The sequence below is a fragment of the Delftia sp. ASV31 genome (assembly GCF_016428765.1).
Classification (GTDB): domain Bacteria; phylum Pseudomonadota; class Gammaproteobacteria; order Burkholderiales; family Burkholderiaceae_C; genus Comamonas; species Comamonas acidovorans.
This window is the reverse complement of record NZ_JAELTK010000021.1, coordinates 43,351-59,570: the sequence shown is the minus strand read 5'-3', so window position 1 is coordinate 59,570 and position 16,220 is coordinate 43,351. Positions and strand designations below refer to the sequence as shown.

General features: G+C 67.1%; 18 protein-coding genes. All 18 read left to right on the top strand.

Annotated elements, in window-relative coordinates:
- The first annotated feature begins 477 nt into the window (after window positions 1-477).
- The 18 genes from JHD82_RS10125 (at window position 478) to JHD82_RS10040 (ending at window position 16,186) form a co-directional block, all read left to right on the top strand.
- On the top strand, window positions 478-1,254 hold the full coding sequence (locus tag JHD82_RS10125; RefSeq protein WP_307838090.1) for a beta-ketoacyl synthase chain length factor: 777 nt from the start codon (window positions 478-480) through the stop codon (window positions 1,252-1,254).
- A complete protein-coding gene (locus JHD82_RS10120; RefSeq protein WP_199136307.1) occupies window positions 1,247-2,017 on the top strand; it encodes a 1-acyl-sn-glycerol-3-phosphate acyltransferase in 771 nt (256 codons plus the stop codon). Before JHD82_RS10125 ends, JHD82_RS10120 begins: the two co-directional genes overlap by 8 nt.
- On the top strand, window positions 2,010-2,270 hold the full coding sequence (locus JHD82_RS10115; RefSeq protein WP_088165059.1) for a phosphopantetheine-binding protein: 261 nt from the start codon (window positions 2,010-2,012) through the stop codon (window positions 2,268-2,270). The genes JHD82_RS10120 and JHD82_RS10115 overlap by 8 nt, the downstream gene beginning before the upstream one ends.
- A 36-nt stretch (window positions 2,271-2,306) precedes the next feature.
- Complete coding sequence (locus tag JHD82_RS10110) at window positions 2,307-2,567, top strand: acyl carrier protein (protein ID WP_017406831.1); 261 nt, start codon at window positions 2,307-2,309, stop codon at window positions 2,565-2,567.
- A gap of 14 nt (window positions 2,568-2,581) precedes the next feature.
- A complete protein-coding gene (locus JHD82_RS10105) occupies window positions 2,582-3,133 on the top strand; it encodes a hypothetical protein (protein ID WP_071955332.1) in 552 nt (183 codons plus the stop codon).
- 7 nt (window positions 3,134-3,140) lie between these two features.
- Window positions 3,141-4,907, top strand: coding sequence for an AMP-binding protein (locus JHD82_RS10100; protein WP_199136305.1), 1,767 nt, complete (start codon window positions 3,141-3,143; stop codon window positions 4,905-4,907).
- On the top strand, window positions 4,904-5,668 hold the full coding sequence (locus JHD82_RS10095) for a glycosyltransferase family 2 protein (RefSeq protein ID WP_199136303.1): 765 nt from the start codon (window positions 4,904-4,906) through the stop codon (window positions 5,666-5,668). Before JHD82_RS10100 ends, JHD82_RS10095 begins: the two co-directional genes overlap by 4 nt.
- On the top strand, window positions 5,665-6,642 hold the full coding sequence (locus tag JHD82_RS10090) for an acyltransferase (protein ID WP_199136301.1): 978 nt from the start codon (window positions 5,665-5,667) through the stop codon (window positions 6,640-6,642). Before JHD82_RS10095 ends, JHD82_RS10090 begins: the two co-directional genes overlap by 4 nt.
- A gap of 23 nt (window positions 6,643-6,665) precedes the next feature.
- Window positions 6,666-7,106, top strand: coding sequence for a thioesterase family protein (locus tag JHD82_RS10085; RefSeq protein WP_017406826.1), 441 nt, complete (start codon window positions 6,666-6,668; stop codon window positions 7,104-7,106).
- A 143-nt stretch (window positions 7,107-7,249) separates the two neighbouring features.
- Window positions 7,250-7,807, top strand: coding sequence for an outer membrane lipoprotein carrier protein LolA (locus JHD82_RS10080; RefSeq protein ID WP_307838089.1), 558 nt, complete (start codon window positions 7,250-7,252; stop codon window positions 7,805-7,807).
- A gap of 9 nt (window positions 7,808-7,816) precedes the next feature.
- Window positions 7,817-10,192 (top strand): MMPL family transporter, encoded by a 2,376-nt coding sequence (locus JHD82_RS10075; protein ID WP_199136299.1) that lies wholly within the window; start codon window positions 7,817-7,819, stop codon window positions 10,190-10,192.
- Between the two features lie 14 nt (window positions 10,193-10,206).
- Entirely contained in the window at window positions 10,207-11,457 is a 1,251-nt protein-coding gene (locus JHD82_RS10070; protein WP_199136297.1) for an NAD(P)/FAD-dependent oxidoreductase, read from the top strand.
- Window positions 11,454-12,098, top strand: coding sequence for a DUF3261 domain-containing protein (locus tag JHD82_RS10065; protein WP_199136295.1), 645 nt, complete (start codon window positions 11,454-11,456; stop codon window positions 12,096-12,098). Before JHD82_RS10070 ends, JHD82_RS10065 begins: the two co-directional genes overlap by 4 nt.
- Window positions 12,095-13,306 (top strand): beta-ketoacyl-ACP synthase, encoded by a 1,212-nt coding sequence (locus JHD82_RS10060; RefSeq protein WP_199136293.1) that lies wholly within the window; start codon window positions 12,095-12,097, stop codon window positions 13,304-13,306. The genes JHD82_RS10065 and JHD82_RS10060 overlap by 4 nt, the downstream gene beginning before the upstream one ends.
- Window positions 13,307-13,318: 12 nt before the next feature.
- Window positions 13,319-13,798: a hotdog family protein gene (locus tag JHD82_RS10055; protein WP_199136291.1), complete on the top strand. Its 480-nt coding sequence runs from the start codon at window positions 13,319-13,321 to the stop codon at window positions 13,796-13,798.
- Entirely contained in the window at window positions 13,795-14,538 is a 744-nt protein-coding gene (locus JHD82_RS10050) for a 3-ketoacyl-ACP reductase FabG2 (protein WP_199136289.1), read from the top strand. The genes JHD82_RS10055 and JHD82_RS10050 overlap by 4 nt, the downstream gene beginning before the upstream one ends.
- On the top strand, window positions 14,535-15,794 hold the full coding sequence (locus tag JHD82_RS10045) for a beta-ketoacyl-ACP synthase (protein ID WP_199136287.1): 1,260 nt from the start codon (window positions 14,535-14,537) through the stop codon (window positions 15,792-15,794). Before JHD82_RS10050 ends, JHD82_RS10045 begins: the two co-directional genes overlap by 4 nt.
- Window positions 15,791-16,186 carry a hypothetical protein gene (locus JHD82_RS10040; RefSeq protein ID WP_071955351.1) on the top strand — a complete coding sequence of 132 codons (396 nt, stop codon included), beginning with the start codon at window positions 15,791-15,793 and terminating at the stop codon, window positions 16,184-16,186. The genes JHD82_RS10045 and JHD82_RS10040 overlap by 4 nt, the downstream gene beginning before the upstream one ends.
- Window positions 16,187-16,220: the final 34 nt, after the last annotated feature.

The following is a 16,220-nucleotide window of genomic DNA, read 5'->3' as shown; positions in this document are numbered from 1 at the left end:
GCTGCTGTCGGTTTTTGGTGATTGATTGATTTCTTGTTATCAATAGCATTGTGCGAATTGAGAATATAAGACGGAGAAATCTGCATCTGATGAGAATGGTTGGAAAACCTGTTCAATGCATATGCGCGACATATCACTGAAACCAGGTACTGGCTGCAGATTCCAGATGTCCGGCGCCCGGCGCTGTCTCGCATGCCTGAAGGAGGGAAGGGGGCAGCTCAGGCCTGACTTTGAAAGTGAGAGGCTGCGCGGTTCCGGCGCAGAGGGAAGGCGCCGCCTCCAGGCGAAGCACCGATCAGCCGTTGGTGGCTATCATGGCGGCGTCACTGTTGTCAATATGCATCAAGTAACAAATTTAAATAACAGATACAAGAATCTTTTTCCCCTCGATAGCTACAATGCATCGTTTTTTTAGAGCCAGCGGCCAGTAGCTACTGGGCGTGACATTCAAACATAGGCATCGGGGGGGAGATTTTCGTGCGCCGCGTTTTTGCGATTCGGGCGTGGTCTGCGCTTGCGCCCGGACTGCAGGAACCTGTCCAGTGGCGGCAGTGGGCAAGGCAGCCCGTCTTGCCACAGGGCGAGGTCCGTCCGGATCTTGCCCATATCCCCCCAATTGCCCGCAGGCGCCTCGGCCCCTTGGCCAGATGTGCCGTTGTTCCCGCCGATACCGTTGCGGCGCAGGCTGCATTGGCTGACCTGCCCGTGGTCTGGGCCTCGCGCTATGGCGATGCTGAAAAGTCGCTTGCCCTGCTGCAGGCGCAGGCGCTCGGAGAGGCGGTGTCTCCCACGGCATTCGGCCTGGCGGTGCACAACGGCATTGGCGCCCAGCATTCCATTTTGCGAGGCATGCGTGCCAATGCACTGTGCGTGGCATCCACCGATTGCGCGCCGGAGGCGGGCATGGTGGAAGCATTGGGTCTGCTGCACGAAGGCGCGCCGCAAGTCATGCTGGTCTGTTACGACGCGCCACTGCCTGCTCCGTATGACGGCTTTCATACAGAGCCCCAGGTGGTATTCGCCTGGGCGGTCTTGCTGCAATGGGCAGCACCCGGAGAGTCCGGGTTCCTGTTGAGCAGGCAGCCCGGGATGGACGCCGCGCAGCCGGAGCCGGCCCGCGCGCCGCATTTACCGCACGGGTTGCAGGTGTTGCAGTTTCTGTTGCACGACGGCCAGGCATCCCTGGCAGTCCCGCAGCGCCCGGCACAGCGCCGTGGTGCAGGCGGATGGCGATGGGAGCGCGCTCATGGCTGAGTGGCTCAATCGTCAGTGGCGCCTGGCGGCCACCGGCCTGTGCTTTGCCGTGTTCGGCCTGGGTGGGCTGGTGGTGCGCTGCGTGGTCTATCCGGCCTTGCTGCTGGCCATCCGCCACCCGCAGTCGCGCCAGCTGGCGGCCCAGTCGGTGATCCATCACAGCCTGCGCTGGTTCGTTGCCCTGATGACGGGCGTCGGCGTGCTGTCCTATGAAGTGCGCGGCCGTGAACGTCTGCAGCGGCGCGGCCTGCTGATTCTTGCCAATCACCCGTCGCTGATCGACGTGGTGTTCCTGATCTCCTTCGTTCGCCATGCCGATTGCATCGTCAAGGCGGCGCTGGCGGGCAACCCTTTCACGCGCGGCCCCATCCGGGCGGCCGGCTTCATTGCCAACAGCCGTGGCGAGGGCCTGCTGCAGGACTGCCTGCGCTCTCTGGCATCCGGCAACAACCTGATCATCTTTCCCGAAGGCACGCGCACACCGCTGCATGGCCAGGTCCGGCTGCAGCGCGGCGCAGCCCATGTGGCGGTGAAGGGCTGCGTCGATATCACGCCGGTGCATATCCACTGCAGCGTGCCCATGCTGACCAAGGGCGCGCCGTGGTGGCAGGTGCCGCCGCGCAAGCCCCACTTTTTCATCGAAGTTCGTGACGACATCGGTATCGAGGCCTTTTGCCAAGGGGCGGCCAGCAACTCCGTGGCGGCCCGACATGTCACGGACCACCTGTCCACACAACTATTCAAGGAACCGTCCCGTGCCTGAGCTTGAGCAAGAAATCAAAGAACTCATCATCGAGTCCCTGGCGCTGGAGGACATCACGCCACAGCAGATCAATGCGGGCGAGCCCCTGTTTGTCGAGGGCCTGGGACTGGACTCCATCGATGCGCTGGAGCTGGGCCTGGCGCTGCAAAAGCGTTTCGGCGTGAGCCTGTCCGGGGACTCGGAACAGACGCGTCAGCATTTCCGCAGCGTCCAGGCGCTTGCTGCCTTCGTGGCAGCCCAGCGCACGCACTGAGTGCGGCCCTCCGCGCAGACCGCAGAAGACATTTTCATGAACAAAGAAACCATCTACGAACGCATCGTCGAAATCCTGACGGAAACCTTCGATATCGAGGCGGAGCGCATCACGCCCGAAGCCCGGCTCCATGACGACTTGGACATCGACAGCATTGATGCCGTGGATCTGATCGTCCAACTGAAGCCTCTGGTCGGCAGGCGGCTCAATGCCGAGGCCTTCAAGTCGGTGCGCACCATCCAGGACGTGGTGGATGCGCTGCATCAGCTGATGCAAGAAGATAGCGCCGTCGCCTGAGGAACACGCCTGCCATGCGCAAAACCGCGACAGGCCTTGTGCTGCTGGCCACGGTGCTCTATCCGCTGGCCGTCTATGCCGCGTTGGGGCGTGTGGCTGCGCACTGGATTGCCGCCGCATTGGTGGTGCTGGCGCTGGCGCGTGCCTGCAGCAGCCGCGAAGGATTTTGGTGGGTGGTCGCTGCGGGGGCGGCGGCGCTGTCTGCCGTCTCGTGGTGGCAGGGCAATGGCCTGGCGCTCAAGTTCTATCCGGTGCTGGTCAATGCCGTGCTGCTGGCCGGCTTTGGTTGGAGCCTGTGGTTTCCGCCGTCGGTGGTGGAGCGCCTGGCCCGGCTGCGGCAGCCTGATCTGCCTGCGCCGGCCGTGCGCTACACCGCCCGGGTGACGGCCGTTTGGTGCGTCTTCTTTGTCTGCAATGGCGCGGTGGCGGCAGGTACGGCCCTGTATGGTAGCGACGAGGCCTGGGCCTTGTACAACGGTTTGATCGCCTATGGGGCCATGGGGCTGCTGATGGCGGTGGAGTGGCTGGTGCGCCAGCGTGTGCGCAGGCGCCATGGACATGTGTGAGGCAAGGATGACGGCCACAAAGAGCGAACAAGGTCTGGCACTGGCATGGGTGGCATTGGCGCAGGTGGCACTGCCGCAGTCCAGGGACGCAGGGCATGTGGTGGCAAGGCCGCAGGATGCGGCGGTCACGCACGCGCAATGGGTCGATGCTGTCCGGGCGTGGTGCGCGGCCTTCCAGCGTGTGCAAGGGGCGGAAGTGGCCTTGTACTGCGGCAATCCGCTGACCTTTGCCGCTGCGCTATGGGGTGCATGGCACGCGGGCAAGACGCCGGTGCTGGCCAGTGACCTGCATGCGCACACGCTGTCGGCGCTGCTGCCCCAGGTGGCGGCCTGCGCGGGCGAGTTGCCCCAGGCCCTGGTTCCTGATGCCGCTGGCGCGGACGGCGTGGTACTGCAGCCCCTGGACATGCACAAGGCGCGCGTCGTGCTGTTCACATCCGGCTCCACGGGTGTGCCCGAGCGCATTGAAAAGCGGCTGTCGCAGCTGGATGCCGAAGTGCAGGCCCTGCAGGCCGTGTTCGGTGTCGGCATGGCGCAGGGGCCGCACGTGCAGGTGCTCTCCACCGTGGCGCACCATCACATCTACGGCCTGCTGTTCCGCATTCTGTGGCCGCTGGCGGCTGGCCGCGCCATGGGCACGCATCTGGCGCACTATCCCGAGGATCTGGTGCAGCCACTGCAGCAGGCGCCGCGCAGCCTGCTGGTATCGAGCCCCGCCATGCTCGGCCGCTTGCCGGCGCACCTGGACTGGTCGCAGGCGATGGAGCGACTGGGCGGCGTGTTTTCCTCCGGCGGCCCACTGGCCGAGAGCGCCTCGCAGCACACGCTGCAACTGCTGGGCCATTCGCCCACAGAAGTCTTCGGCAGCTCTGAAACGGGCGGTATCGCCTGGCGCCGCCGCGCAGAACACGGCGAATCCTGGCAGGCCCTGCCTGGTGTGGAGCTGCGCCTGTCGGACAGCGGGCTTCTTGCCGTGCGCTCGCGCCATCTGCCTGATGCGCAGCTTTGGTGGGAGACGGCCGACCGTGCCTTGCCCGGCATCGACGGCCTGGGCTTCGTGCTGCAGGGGCGTGCAGACCGCATTGTGAAGATTGCCGAAAAAAGGGTGTCTCTGACCGCCATGGAGCGTGTTCTGGAAACCCATGGTGGAGTCCGGCAGGCCAGGGCCGTGGTGCTGGAGCAGCCGTCCGGCGCCAGCGGCATCGCTGGCGGTGCGCCGCAGCGCGTGGGCATGGTGGTGGAGCTGTGCGAAGCGGGCTGGCAGGCGTTGCAGCAGCAGGGCCGTCGCGGCATGGGTCAGGCGCTGCGCTCGCTGCTGCAACCCTGCGTGGACCGCGTGGCCTTGCCGCGCCACTGGCGTTATGTGGAGCGCATGCCCATGAATGCGCAGGGAAAGACTACGCATCACAGCCTGCTGACCTTGTTCAATCCCGTGATTCCCTTGCCGGCATGGCAGGAGCGCAGCGCGCAGCGCGCCACGGCGCAACTGCTGGTGCAGCCCCGGCTGCGCGTGCTGGAGGGGCATTTTCCCGAGGCATCCCTGGTGCCCGGCGTGGCGCAACTTCATTGGGTGGTGAGCCTGGCGACCCAGGCCTTCGGCCTGGAGCACGGATTTGCCGACGCGCAACTGCTCAAATTCCAGCAGCCCATCCTGCCCGGCGATACGGTGCAGATGCAGCTGCAGTGGCAGCCCGAGAAAGGCTGCCTGCAGTTCGAATTGAGTTCCGCGCGGGGCGTGCATGCCAGTGGCCGCCTGCTGGAGCGCAGGCCATGAGGGCGCCGGACTTTCGTCCCACGGCCCTGATCCCCGTCTACAACCACCCCGACACGGTGGGCGTGATGGTCCAGGGCTGCCTGCACGCCGGCCTGCCGTGCCTGCTGGTGGACGATGGCTCGGAGCCGCGCTGCGCCGCCGTGCTGGATGCGCTGGCAGCGCAGCACGCAGGGCAGGTCCAGGTACTGCGCCTGGCAAGCAACCAGGGCAAGGGTGCCGCCGTGATGGCCGGCCTGCGCGCCGCGCTGGCCCAGGGCTGCACGCATGCGCTGCAGATCGATGCCGATGGCCAGCACGCCGTCAGTGACATTCCCGCCTTCCTGGCGCTGGCCCGTGCCCACCCGGGGAGCATGGTCTGCGGGGCACCCGCCTATGACACCAGCGTGCCCAAGGCGCGTCTTTATGGCCGGTACCTCACCCATGTGTGGGTGTGGATCAACACCTTGTCGTTGGACATTCGCGATTCCATGTGCGGCTACCGCGTGTATCCGCTGAAGACCACGGTGGCGGTGCTGGACCGCACCCGCATGGGCCGGCGCATGGAATTCGACACCGAAGTGCTGGTGCACCTGCACTGGCGCGGCGTGGCCTTCGTGACCTTGCCCACGCCCGTGACCTATCCCGCCGATGGGCTGTCGCACTTCAGGGTCTGGAGCGACAACCTTCGGATCTCCGGCATGCACGCGCGCCTGTTCGGCGGCATGCTGCTGCGCAGCCCGCAACTGTTGGCGCGCCGACTGCGAACGCGGGGGGCGTCATGAGCGGGCCTTCCACACGCAGCCCGCACCACTGGGCGCAGATCGGTGAAAGCACCTGCGTGGGCGGCATGTGGCTGCTCTACCAGCTTCACCGATGGCTGGGCCGCTGGCCCTTTTTGCTGTGCCTGTATCCAGTCGTCGGCTACTACTGGCTCACGCGCCCGGTGGCGCGGCGCGCTTCCCTGCAGTACCTGCAGCGCCTGCAACAGGCGCACAGCCTGTGGCCGCGCGGGCCGGGCTGGGTGCACGGCCTGCGGCACTTTGGTGTCTTTGCCCAGGTGATCCTTGACAAGCTGCTTGCCGTAACGAACAGCTACCGCACCGAGCACGTGCGTTTGGAGGGGCAACAGCCCTTGCTGGACCTGATGGCCCGCGGGCAGGGGGCCGTGCTGGTGACCGCGCACATGGGCTGCGTCGAGCTGTGCCAGACCCTGGCCCGGCAATGCCCTGGCCTGCAACTGACCATCCTGGTGCATACCCGGCATGCCGAGCGCTTCAACCGCCTGCTGCGCCGCATGGCGCCGGACAGCGGGGTGCAGTTGCTGCAGGTCTTGGACTTCAACATGGCCACCGCCCTGGCACTGGCCGACCGCGTGGCGCGCGGGGAGTTCATCGCCATTGCTGGTGACCGCGTTCCTGTGCATGAGAGCAAGACCACGCAGGCCCTGTTTCTGGGCCATGAAGCCGCCTTCCCCTGCGGGCCCTACATCCTGTCTGGCCTGCTCAAGTGCCCGCTGTATTTCATGGGCTGCGTGCATGAGGGGCGGGGCTATGCCGTCGAGTTCGTGCCGCTTGCCGCCCAGGTTGAACTGCCGCGTGCGCGGCGCGCGCAGGCGCTGGCCGGCTATGCCCGGCTTTACGCCCAGCAGCTTGAACGCCTGCTGTGCAAGGCGCCTTATGACTGGTTCAACTTCTTCCCGTTCTGGGAGCAGGGCATGCCTGCACCTGCACCCACGCATCCTCTCAACCATGGGTAATTTGCCCTTCACGCGGAGCCTTCATGGCCACTGACCAGGAAATCGCCTCGCGCGAGCGGCTGAGCTACGAGATCGAAGTCACGCCGGCGTTCTACGACATCGACGTGATGGAGATCGTCTACCACGGCCACTACGTGCGCTATCTCGAACTGGCTCGCAGCGCCTTGCTGGCCCACTTCGACTACGACTATCCCCGCATGCGCGACTCCGGCTACGGCTGGCCCGTGGTGGACATGCGTCTCAAATACGTGCGCCCGGCGCTGTTCGGACAAAAGCTCCGGATCAAGGCCACCATCACCGAGTGGGAAAACCGCCTGCGCATCGACTACCTGATCAGCGATGCCGCCACGGGCGAGAAAGTGAACACGGCCCACACCACCCAGGTGGCCGTGGACATGCGCACGCGCGAGATGTGCTTTGTCTGCCCTCCCGTGCTGTGGGAACGGCTGGGGGTGCAGCCATGACTGCCCGAGGGACGCGCCTGGCTGCATGGGGCATGGCCTGCGCCCTGGCTTGCACCTTGTCTCTTCCGGCTGCCTTGCAGGCCGCGCCTACTGCCGGTGTTTCCGGCGTTGGCGACGGTTCCCAGACCCCCCCGGCCTCCCAAGTGTCACAGCAGGCTCTGCTGGCCCAGGTGCGTGAGCGCGTGCAGAGCGCGCCTGTGGTGCGTGGTCAGTTCACGCAGCTCAAGACTGTGCAGGGCTTCAGGCAGCCTCTCAAATCCTCGGGCGACTTCGTCGTGGCACGTGGCAAGGGCATCGCCTGGCAGGTGCGCCAGCCCTTTGCCTCGACGCTGATCGTCAGGCCCGACAGTCTCCTGTCGCGCGGCGCCGATGGCAGCACGGCCGTGCAGATGCGCGCGCAGGACGAGCCCGTGCTGCGCACCATCAATGCCATGCTGTTTGCCGTGGTGTCGGCGGACCTGGCGCAGCTCACCCACTACTTCGATGTCAGCGGCCAGGTGCAGGGTGCCGGCTGGAGGCTCCACCTGGTGCCGCGCGACCCCGTGCTGGCCCTGTGGCTGCAGGCGGTGGACCTGAGCGGCCAGCAGTTTGTGCAGTCCGTGCAATTGCAGGAGGCGCGCGGCGACCGCAGCCAGATCCAGATGGCGAACCCCGTTGCCGAGCAGGCGCTGCGTGCGCAGGATGCCGCACTGTTTGACTGAGCCCGCGCCATGAGCACCTGTCCATCCCCCGCGCACGATACCGGCAGCCAGGACCGTCCCGGCCTTCTGTGGCGTGCAGCCGCATTGGCCTGGCTGCTGGCCGTGCTGGTGGTGGCCGTGCACCAATGGCATTTCTGGCATGGCCAGCGCATGGACACCGATGTGCTGGCACTGCTGCCGGTCAATGAACAGGCGCCCGAGGTGACGCGCGCCACGCAGCAGCTGGCCGACCAGTTGTCGCGCCAGGTCACCGTGCTGCTGGGTACGCCCGACTGGGCCGGCAGCCGACAGGCCGCACAGCAGTTCCGGCAAAGCCTTTCACGTCAGGCGGCCGTGCCGCTGCGCGAGCAGGCGCTGGCGCAGCAGGTTTCCATGCAGGCGGCCCTGGATTTCTACCAGCCCTGGCACCAGTCCCTGCTCACGCCGCAGCAGCGCGACCGGCTGCAGCACACGCCGGGCGAGGTCCTGGTGCAGCAGGTCCTGCAGGACCTGTACCAGCCCGGCCTGCAGGCGCGGTTGACCGACTGGATTCGTGATCCCCTGGGCCTGTGGACCCCCTGGTGGACGGCGCGCGCTGCGCAAAGCCATGCGCGGCCGCGCGACGGTGAGCTGTGGGTGTCCGGGCAGGGGCAGCAATGGGTGCTGCTGCAGTACGCGCTGTCGGGTTCGGCGTTTCGCCTGTCGGGCGAACCCGTGCTGCAGGACGCGCTGCAGCAGGCCCTGGCCGATGTGCGCCGGCAGTGGCCCGATGCGCAACTGCTGATGGCCGGCGTACCGCTGCATGCCGAGGCAGCGGCCACGCAGGCGCATGGCGAGATCAACACCATCGGCTGGGGCTCCCTTGCCGCTGTCCTGCTGCTGGCGTGGCTGGCATTTCGCGCCGTGCGCCCGATGGCCCTGGTGGGCCTGTCCCTGCTGATCGGCACGGCGGTGGCGCTGAGCGTGACGGCGGCCCTTTTCGGCCAGGTGCATTTGCTGACCCTGGTGTTCGGCGCCAGCCTGGTGGGTGTGGCCGAGGACTATGGCATTCACTACTTTGCTGCCCGGCAGGGCGCCCCACGGCGCACGCCGCATGCGCTGATGCGTTCCCTGCTGCCGGCACTGTGGCTGGCGCTGGGCACCAGCGTGATTGCCTACCTGGCATTGGGCGTCGCGGCTTTTCCGGGACTGCGGCAGATGGCCGTTTTCTCCGTGGTGGGACTGGCCGCCGCCATGTTGACCGTGGTCTGCTGGTTCCCCTGGCTGGACCGGGGCCACATGCCCGCCAGCCCCGCTGCACGGCGCATAGGCCTGAGCCTGATGGCCTGGCCGCGATGGCGCGCAGCGCTGCCGGGTTCGGTGGTGCTGGGCGCCGCCATGGCGGCCTGGCTGGCGTGGGGCGGGCGCCTGAACATCCAGGACGATGTGCGCCAGCTGCAAAACGGCGCGCCTGCCCTGGTTGCCCAGCAGCGCCAGGTGGGTGACATGCTGGGCCTGCCCAGCCCGGCCCAGTTCTACCTGCTCGACGGGGCCAGCGACCAGGAGCTGCTGCAGCGCGAGGAGCTGCTCAAGCAGCGGCTTGATGGGCTGGTGCAGCATGGTCAGCTTGCCGGTTACACGGCTGTGTCCGACTGGGTGCCTTCCGCCCGGCGCCAGAGCGAGGATCTGGCCCTGGTGCGCCGTGTCGAGGACCAAGTGCTGCAAGGGATCAATGCCCAATTGGGCGAGTCTTTCAGTGCGCCTGCCGCCGCACCGGTGCAGCTCCTGACAGTGCAGGCCTGGCTGGAGCAGTCCATCTCCGCGGCGGCCGGCCCCCTGTGGCTGGGCGAGCGCGATGGCCGTTGGCGCAGCATGCTCATGCTGCGCGGCGTGGCCGGTCAGGCCGCACTGCCGGGGCTGGCGCAGGCAGCGCAGGGGCTGGAGGGCGTGGTCTGGGTGGACAAGCCCGCCGAGATCTCCGGCCTGCTGCAGCGCTACCGCCTGTCGATGACGCAACTGCTGGTGCTGGGCCACGGCCTCGTGCTGGCCGCTCTGTGGCTGCGCTTTGGCCGCAAGGCCTGGCGAGCCTGGCTGCCCACCGTGCTGGCCAGCCTGGCGGTGGCGGTGGTTCTGTCCGTCTGGGGCCAGCCCTGGCAGCTTTTCAACGTGCTGGCGCTGATGCTGTTGCTGGGCGTGGGCATCGACTACGGCATCTTCCTGCAGGAGCACGAGGACGATCCCCACGCCTGGCTGGCCGTGGTGATCGGCGCGGCCAGCACCTGGCTGTCGTTCGGCCTGCTGGGCCTGTCCCAGACGCCGGCCTTGCGGGCCTTTGGCGTCACGCTGATGCTGGGCCTGCCGCTGGTGCTGGTGCTGGCGCCGCTGTTTCGCGCGCCGCCGCAGGCGCCTGCCGGCACCCCTCTCTGAAAAAGACACCGTACATGCAACGTACCGAACAGACTGAAATCCTGATCATCGGCGCCGGTCCTTCCGGCGCCGTGGCGGCGGGCCTGCTGCGCCGGCAGGGGCGCCGGGTGCTCATCCTGGAGAAGGAAGAGTTCCCGCGCTTTTCCATTGGCGAGAGCCTGCTGCCGCAAAGCATGGCCTACATCGAGCAGGCCGGCATGCTGCAGGACGTGGTGGAGGCGGGCTTCCAGCACAAGAACGGCGCAGCCTTCGCCCGGGGCGATCTGCGCACGGCCTTCGACTTCCGTGACAAGTTCTCTTGCGGATGGGGCACGACGTACCAGGTGCAGCGCGCCCATTTCGACAAGGTGCTTGCCGATGCTGCCCAGAAGGCGGGCGCCGAGATCCGCTATCGCCATACGGTGACCGGCGTGGACGTGGCAGGCGCCCAGCCGCAGGTCACGGCCCGCACGCCGCAAGGCGAGGAATATGTGGTGCAGGCCCGCCATCTGCTGGATGCCAGCGGCTTTGCGCGCATCTTGCCGCGCATGCTGGGGCTGGAGCGGCCCTCCGGTTTTCCCGTGCGCGCGGCCCTGTTCACGCATGTCGAGGATCGCATCGCGGCACAGGACATGGACCGCGACAAGATCCTGATTTCCGTGCATCCCGAGCACCGGCATGTATGGTTCTGGACCATTCCGTTTTCCAATGGCCGCAGCTCGCAGGGCGTTGTCGCCACGCCCGAATTCCTGGAGCGCTATGCGGGCTCCGAGGTCGAGCGCCTGCGCGCCATCATTGCCGAGACGCCCAGCCTCGCGCAGGTGCTGCGCAATGCCCAGTGGGACACGCCGGGTCGTTCGCTCACGGGCTACTCGGCCAATGTGACGGCGCTGTGGGGCCCGGGCTATGCCTTGCTGGGCAATGCGGGCGAGTTTCTGGACCCGGTGTTCTCCAGCGGCGTGACCATTGCCCTGAAGTCGGCCAGTCTGGCCGCCGACTGCATCGCCCGCAACTGGCAGGGCGAGGCGGTGGACTGGCAACAGGACTATGCCCAGCCGCTGCAGGCAGGTGTCGATACCTTTCGTGCGTTCGTGCAGGGCTGGTACGACGGCAGCTTCCAGGATGTGATCTTCCACCCGTCACATGCGCCGGACATCCGCCGCATGATCTCGTCCATCCTCGCCGGCTACGCCTGGGATGGACGCAACCCCTATGTGGCCGAGCCAGAGCGCCGCCTGAACGTGCTGAGCCAGCTTTGCCAGCCTGCGCAGGGGGTGCTGGCATGAGGCGACTGCGTCTTTTCCCGGCCTTTGCGCGCCAGCGTGCGCCAGCCTTGTTCGCGGCGTGCGCTGCCATCATCACGGCCAGCACGCTGGCAGGCTGCTCCACCGCACCAGAGGCGCGTGCACCGCAGGGCGATGCCACGCCGCCGCGGCTGGCATTGCCGCCGGCTGCGCTGGGCTGCGAGCTGGCGCTGCAGCAGCATCTGGTGGTACAGGCGCCTGGCCAGCCCGCGCAGGAACTGGACGCGCTGCTGGAGGTCGATACGCAGACGGTGCGCCTGGCGCTGGTCCACCTGGGGCAGCGCGTGGGCGTGATCGTCTGGGATGGGCAGCAACTGCAGACCGAGCTGTCACGCTGGTGGCCGGCGCAACTGGCGCCGGCGCAGGTGCTCGGCGACATGCAGCTGGCGCTGTGGCCGGTGGACGCCATTGCGCGGGACTTGCCTGCGTCCTGGATGCTGCAAGAGGTCGGAACACCCAGCGGATCGGCCAGACGCCTGTCTCACCAAGGGCAGACGCGCGTCGAGATCCGGCCTGCCGGCAGCGACGGGTTCGAGATCGTGTATGCCGCAGGCGCCTGGCAACTGCGCGTTGCCTCGCCCGGCGGCATGCGTCCCTGTGCCAATGCAGGGGAGGGCGCATGACCGCGATCACCCCGACGGCACAGGCCGTGTTTGTGCAAACCCTTTCAGCCACCAGCTCCCTGGGCGCCGATGCGGCCAGCCTGCGCGCCGCATTGTTCGCCACCCAGGCCCCCGACAGCCTGCAGTGCAGCGACCGCTACAGCCCGGGCCGGCACCTGCCGCTGGGCTGCCTGCCGCCCCACGTGGTGCTTCCCACGCTGGACTGGGCACCGCCGCCGCAGCGATCGCGCAACAACGCCCTGGCATGGCACACCGCCCAGGGCGTGCGCGGCTCGGTGGAGCAGGCCCTGTCGCGCTGGGGCCCGGCGCGTGTGGGCGTGGTGGTGGGCACCAGCACGGCCGGCGTGCAGGAGGGTGAAGCCGCTGCCGCCCATTGGCAGGCACAGGGCCGGTTCCCGCAGGACTTTGACTACGCCTTGCAGGAGATGGGCAATGTGTCGGAGTTCCTGGCCCAGCACCTGGGCATCCAGGGGCCGGCGCACACCCTCTCCACCGCCTGCTCCTCCGGGGCCAAGGCGTTGGCATCGGCCGCGCGCTGGCTGCAGGCCGGCCTGGTCGATGCCGTGCTGGCCGGCGGGGTGGATGCGCTGTGCGCCTTCACCGTGGCCGGCTTCAGCGCGCTGCAGGCCGTGTCGGACAAACGCTGCAACCCGCTGTCTGCCCGGCGCAGCGGCATCAACCTGGGCGAGGGTGCGGCGTTCTTCCTGCTGACGCGTGAGCCGGGTCCCGTGCGCCTGGCCGGTTGGGGCGAGACGCAGGATGCCCACCACATGTCGGCCCCCGACCCATCCGGCCAGGGCGCCATCCAGGCCATGGAGCAGGCGCTGCGGCGTGCGGCCATGCGGCCCGGTGACGTGGACTACATCAACCTGCACGGCACGGCCACGGTGCACAACGACGCCATGGAAAGCCTGGCCATACACAGCGTGTTTGGCGAAGCAACGCCCGTGAGCTCCACCAAGCCGCTGACCGGCCACACCCTGGCGGCGGCCGGGGCGCTGGAAGCGGCCATGGCCTGGCACCTGTTGCACGACAACCCGCAGGGCCGGCTTCCTGCGCACTGGTGGGATGGCGAGCAGGCGCCCGAACTGCCCGCCCTGGCCGTGGTCCGCCCGGGTATGGCGCTGGGGCGTGCGCCCCGGGCCGTGCTCAGCAATTCCTTTGCCTTTGGCGGCAGCAACTGCGCCCTGCTGCTGGCCGCTGCCTGAGGAGCCATCGAGATGAACGCATTTCTACCGATTGAAAACTACGTGCCCCATCGCGGCGTGATGCTGCTGCTGGACTGCCTGCTCGATGCATCTGCCGATAGCGCCCATGCGCAGGTCACCGTGCCGCGTGATGGCCTGTTTCTGCAGGACGCCGGCATGCCCGCCTGGGTGGGGCTGGAGTACATGGCCCAGACCGTGGCTGCCTGGGCTGGCTGGCAGGCGGTGCAGGCCGGGCGGCCCGTCAAGCTGGGCTTTTTGCTGGGCACGCGCAAGTTCCAGGCGGCCTGCACACATTTTTCCCCGGGCAGCGTGCTGCGCGTGAGCGTGCACTGCGAACTGGTGGGCACCAATGGCCTGGGCATGTTCGATTGCCGCATCCAGCCCCAGGGCGAGGACAGCGTGCTCGCCCAGGCCCGCATATCCGTTTACGAACCAGACAATGGCAGCGCATTCATACAGGCGCTGGAGCAAGAAGGAGTTGGACAAGCATGAGTGCAATCGCCCAGCCAGCCACGGTGCTGGTGACAGGGTCGAGCCGGGGCATAGGCCGGGCCATCGCCCTGCGCCTGGCGCGCAATGGTTTCGACATCGTGGTCCATTGCCGCAGCGGCCGCGAGCAGGCCCTGCAGACGGTGGCCGACATTGCCGCGCTGGGCCGCCAGGCCCGCGTGCTGCAGTTCGATGTGGCAGACCGCTCTGCCTGCGCTCAGGCGCTTGAGGCCGACATGGAACAGCACGGCGCCTACTACGGCGTGGTCTGCAATGCCGGCATCGCCCGGGACAACGCCTTCCCTGCCATGACGGGCGAGGAGTGGGATGCCGTGGTGCATACCAACCTGGATGCGTTCTACAACGTGCTGCACCCGGTGGTCATGCCCATGGTGCGCCGCCGCAAGCCGGGACGCATCGTGACGCTTGCCTCGGTCTCCGCCCTGATGGGCAACCGGGGGCAGACCAACTACAGCGCGGCCAAGGCCGGGGTGATCGCTGCGACCAAGTCCCTGGCCGTAGAGCTGGCCAAGCGCGAGATCACGGTCAATTGCGTGGCGCCCGGCCTGATCGACACGGAAATGGTCAGCGAGGAAGTGCTCGAACATGCCTTGGCGCTGATTCCCATGCGCCGCATGGGCACGGTGGACGAGGTGGCGGGTGCGGTCGCCTTCCTCATGGGCGGCGAGGCCTCGTACATCACGCGCCAGGTCATCTCCGTCAATGGAGGGATGGTGGGATGAGCGCAGCAAGCAAACGGCGTGTGGTCGTCACGGGCGTGGGCGCCTTGAGTCCCCTGGGCCACGACTGGTCTGCGGTGCGGAAGCGACTGCGCACCGGGCGAACGGCCATCCGGGTGATGGAGGAATGGGCTGCCTATGAGGGCCTGAGCACCCGGCTGGGCAGCACCGTGCCATCCTTCGATCTGCCGGCGCACTACAACCGCAAGACCATGCGCAGCATGGGCCGCGTTGCCCTGATGGCCACGCGCGCCAGCGAGCTGGCGCTGGCCGATGCCGGCCTGCTGGGCAATGCCTTCGTAAAAAGCGGGCACATGGGCGTGTCCTATGGGTCTTCTGCGGGGACGCCCTCGGCCATCGGCGACTTCGGCCGCATGATGGCCGACAAGAGCACCGAGGGCATCAACGCCAACACCTACATCAAGATGATGTCGCACACGGCGGCGGTGAACATCGGCGTGTTCTTCGGAACCACGGGCCGCGTCATCACGACGTCCAGCGCCTGCACCTCGGGCAGCCAGGGCCTGGGCTATGCCTTCGAGGCCATTCAGAGCGGCAAGCAGCTTGCCATGCTGGCCGGAGGGGCCGAGGAGCTGGATGCCACGCAGGCGGCGGTGTTCGACACCCTGTTTGCGACCAGCGTCAAGAACGACAGCCCCGAGTGCACTCCCCGTCCATTCGACGCCCGGCGCGACGGCCTGGTGCTGGGCGAAGGCGCCTGCACCTTCGTGCTCGAAGAGCTGGAGCATGCACTGGCCCGGGGCGCATGCATCCGGGCCGAGTTGATCGGCTTTGCCAGCAACTCCGATGGCACCCATGTGACGCAGCCCAACGCCGCCACCATGGCCCAGGCCATGCGCATGGCGCTCGAAGACGCGGGGATCGAACCCTGGGAGGTCGGCTACGTCAACGCCCACGGCACGGCCACGGACCAGGGGGACATTGCCGAATCGCAGGCCACCCACGAAGTGCTCGGCAGCCAGGTGCCCATCAGCAGCCTCAAGGGCTACATGGGCCACACGCTGGGCGCCTGCGGCGCGCTGGAAGCCTGGATGAGCATCGAGATGATGCGTGAAGGCTGGTTTGCAGCCAACGCCAATCTGCAGCAACCCGATCCGCGCTGCGCCGATCTGGACTACGTCATGGGCGAGCCGCGTGCCTTGCACACCGATATCGTCATGAGCAACAACTTCGCCTTTGGCGGCATCAACACCTCATTGATTTTTCGACGTTGGAAGCAACAGGAGCCAGTGAAATGAAACAGACGAGAACCGCCGCCATTGTCCTGGTCCTTGCCCTGGCCGCAGGCAGCGCGGTGGCACGAAGCACAGACATCTATGAACCCCCAGCGGTCATGTGGACCGCCTCGCCCGAGACCACGACGCAGCAGTTGCACGATCGCATCGTGGTGGCGGCAAAGTCGCTGGGCTGGATGGTGGTCGGCGACGAGCCGGGCCGCCTGGAGCTGCACTACGACAAGCAAGGCAAGCACCAGGTCAACATCGCGGTGCACTACAACACAGATACCTACCGGATCAGCTATCTGCACAGCGTGAATCTGAATTACTCGGAAGGCGATGGCAAGCGGGAGATCCATCCCAACTACAACCGCTGGGTCCGGAATCTGATGAAGAAAATCAGTACCCCGTAGTCCATCGCTGTCCCTGTTCCAGGCTTTTTTACAG

Bases quoted from the DNA above. Each gene is read 5' to 3' on its own strand.
- JHD82_RS10055 (WP_199136291.1), top strand. From the start codon at position 13,319: ATGAACGCATTTCTACCGATTGAAAACTACGTGCCCCATCGCGGCGTG.
- JHD82_RS10120 (WP_199136307.1), top strand. From the start codon at position 1,247: ATGGCTGAGTGGCTCAATCGTCAGTGGCGCCTGGCGGCCACCGGCCTG.
- JHD82_RS10045 (WP_199136287.1), top strand. From the start codon at position 14,535: ATGAGCGCAGCAAGCAAACGGCGTGTGGTCGTCACGGGCGTGGGCGCC.
- JHD82_RS10065 (WP_199136295.1), top strand. From the start codon at position 11,454: ATGAGGCGACTGCGTCTTTTCCCGGCCTTTGCGCGCCAGCGTGCGCCA.
- JHD82_RS10100 (WP_199136305.1), top strand. From the start codon at position 3,141: ATGACGGCCACAAAGAGCGAACAAGGTCTGGCACTGGCATGGGTGGCA.
- JHD82_RS10105 (WP_071955332.1), top strand. From the start codon at position 2,582: ATGCGCAAAACCGCGACAGGCCTTGTGCTGCTGGCCACGGTGCTCTAT.
- JHD82_RS10085 (WP_017406826.1), top strand. From the start codon at position 6,666: ATGGCCACTGACCAGGAAATCGCCTCGCGCGAGCGGCTGAGCTACGAG.
- JHD82_RS10070 (WP_199136297.1), top strand. From the start codon at position 10,207: ATGCAACGTACCGAACAGACTGAAATCCTGATCATCGGCGCCGGTCCT.
- JHD82_RS10075 (WP_199136299.1), top strand. From the start codon at position 7,817: ATGAGCACCTGTCCATCCCCCGCGCACGATACCGGCAGCCAGGACCGT.
- JHD82_RS10050 (WP_199136289.1), top strand. From the start codon at position 13,795: ATGAGTGCAATCGCCCAGCCAGCCACGGTGCTGGTGACAGGGTCGAGC.
- JHD82_RS10060 (WP_199136293.1), top strand. From the start codon at position 12,095: ATGACCGCGATCACCCCGACGGCACAGGCCGTGTTTGTGCAAACCCTT.
- JHD82_RS10090 (WP_199136301.1), top strand. From the start codon at position 5,665: ATGAGCGGGCCTTCCACACGCAGCCCGCACCACTGGGCGCAGATCGGT.
- JHD82_RS10095 (WP_199136303.1), top strand. From the start codon at position 4,904: ATGAGGGCGCCGGACTTTCGTCCCACGGCCCTGATCCCCGTCTACAAC.
- JHD82_RS10110 (WP_017406831.1), top strand. From the start codon at position 2,307: ATGAACAAAGAAACCATCTACGAACGCATCGTCGAAATCCTGACGGAA.
- JHD82_RS10040 (WP_071955351.1), top strand. From the start codon at position 15,791: ATGAAACAGACGAGAACCGCCGCCATTGTCCTGGTCCTTGCCCTGGCC.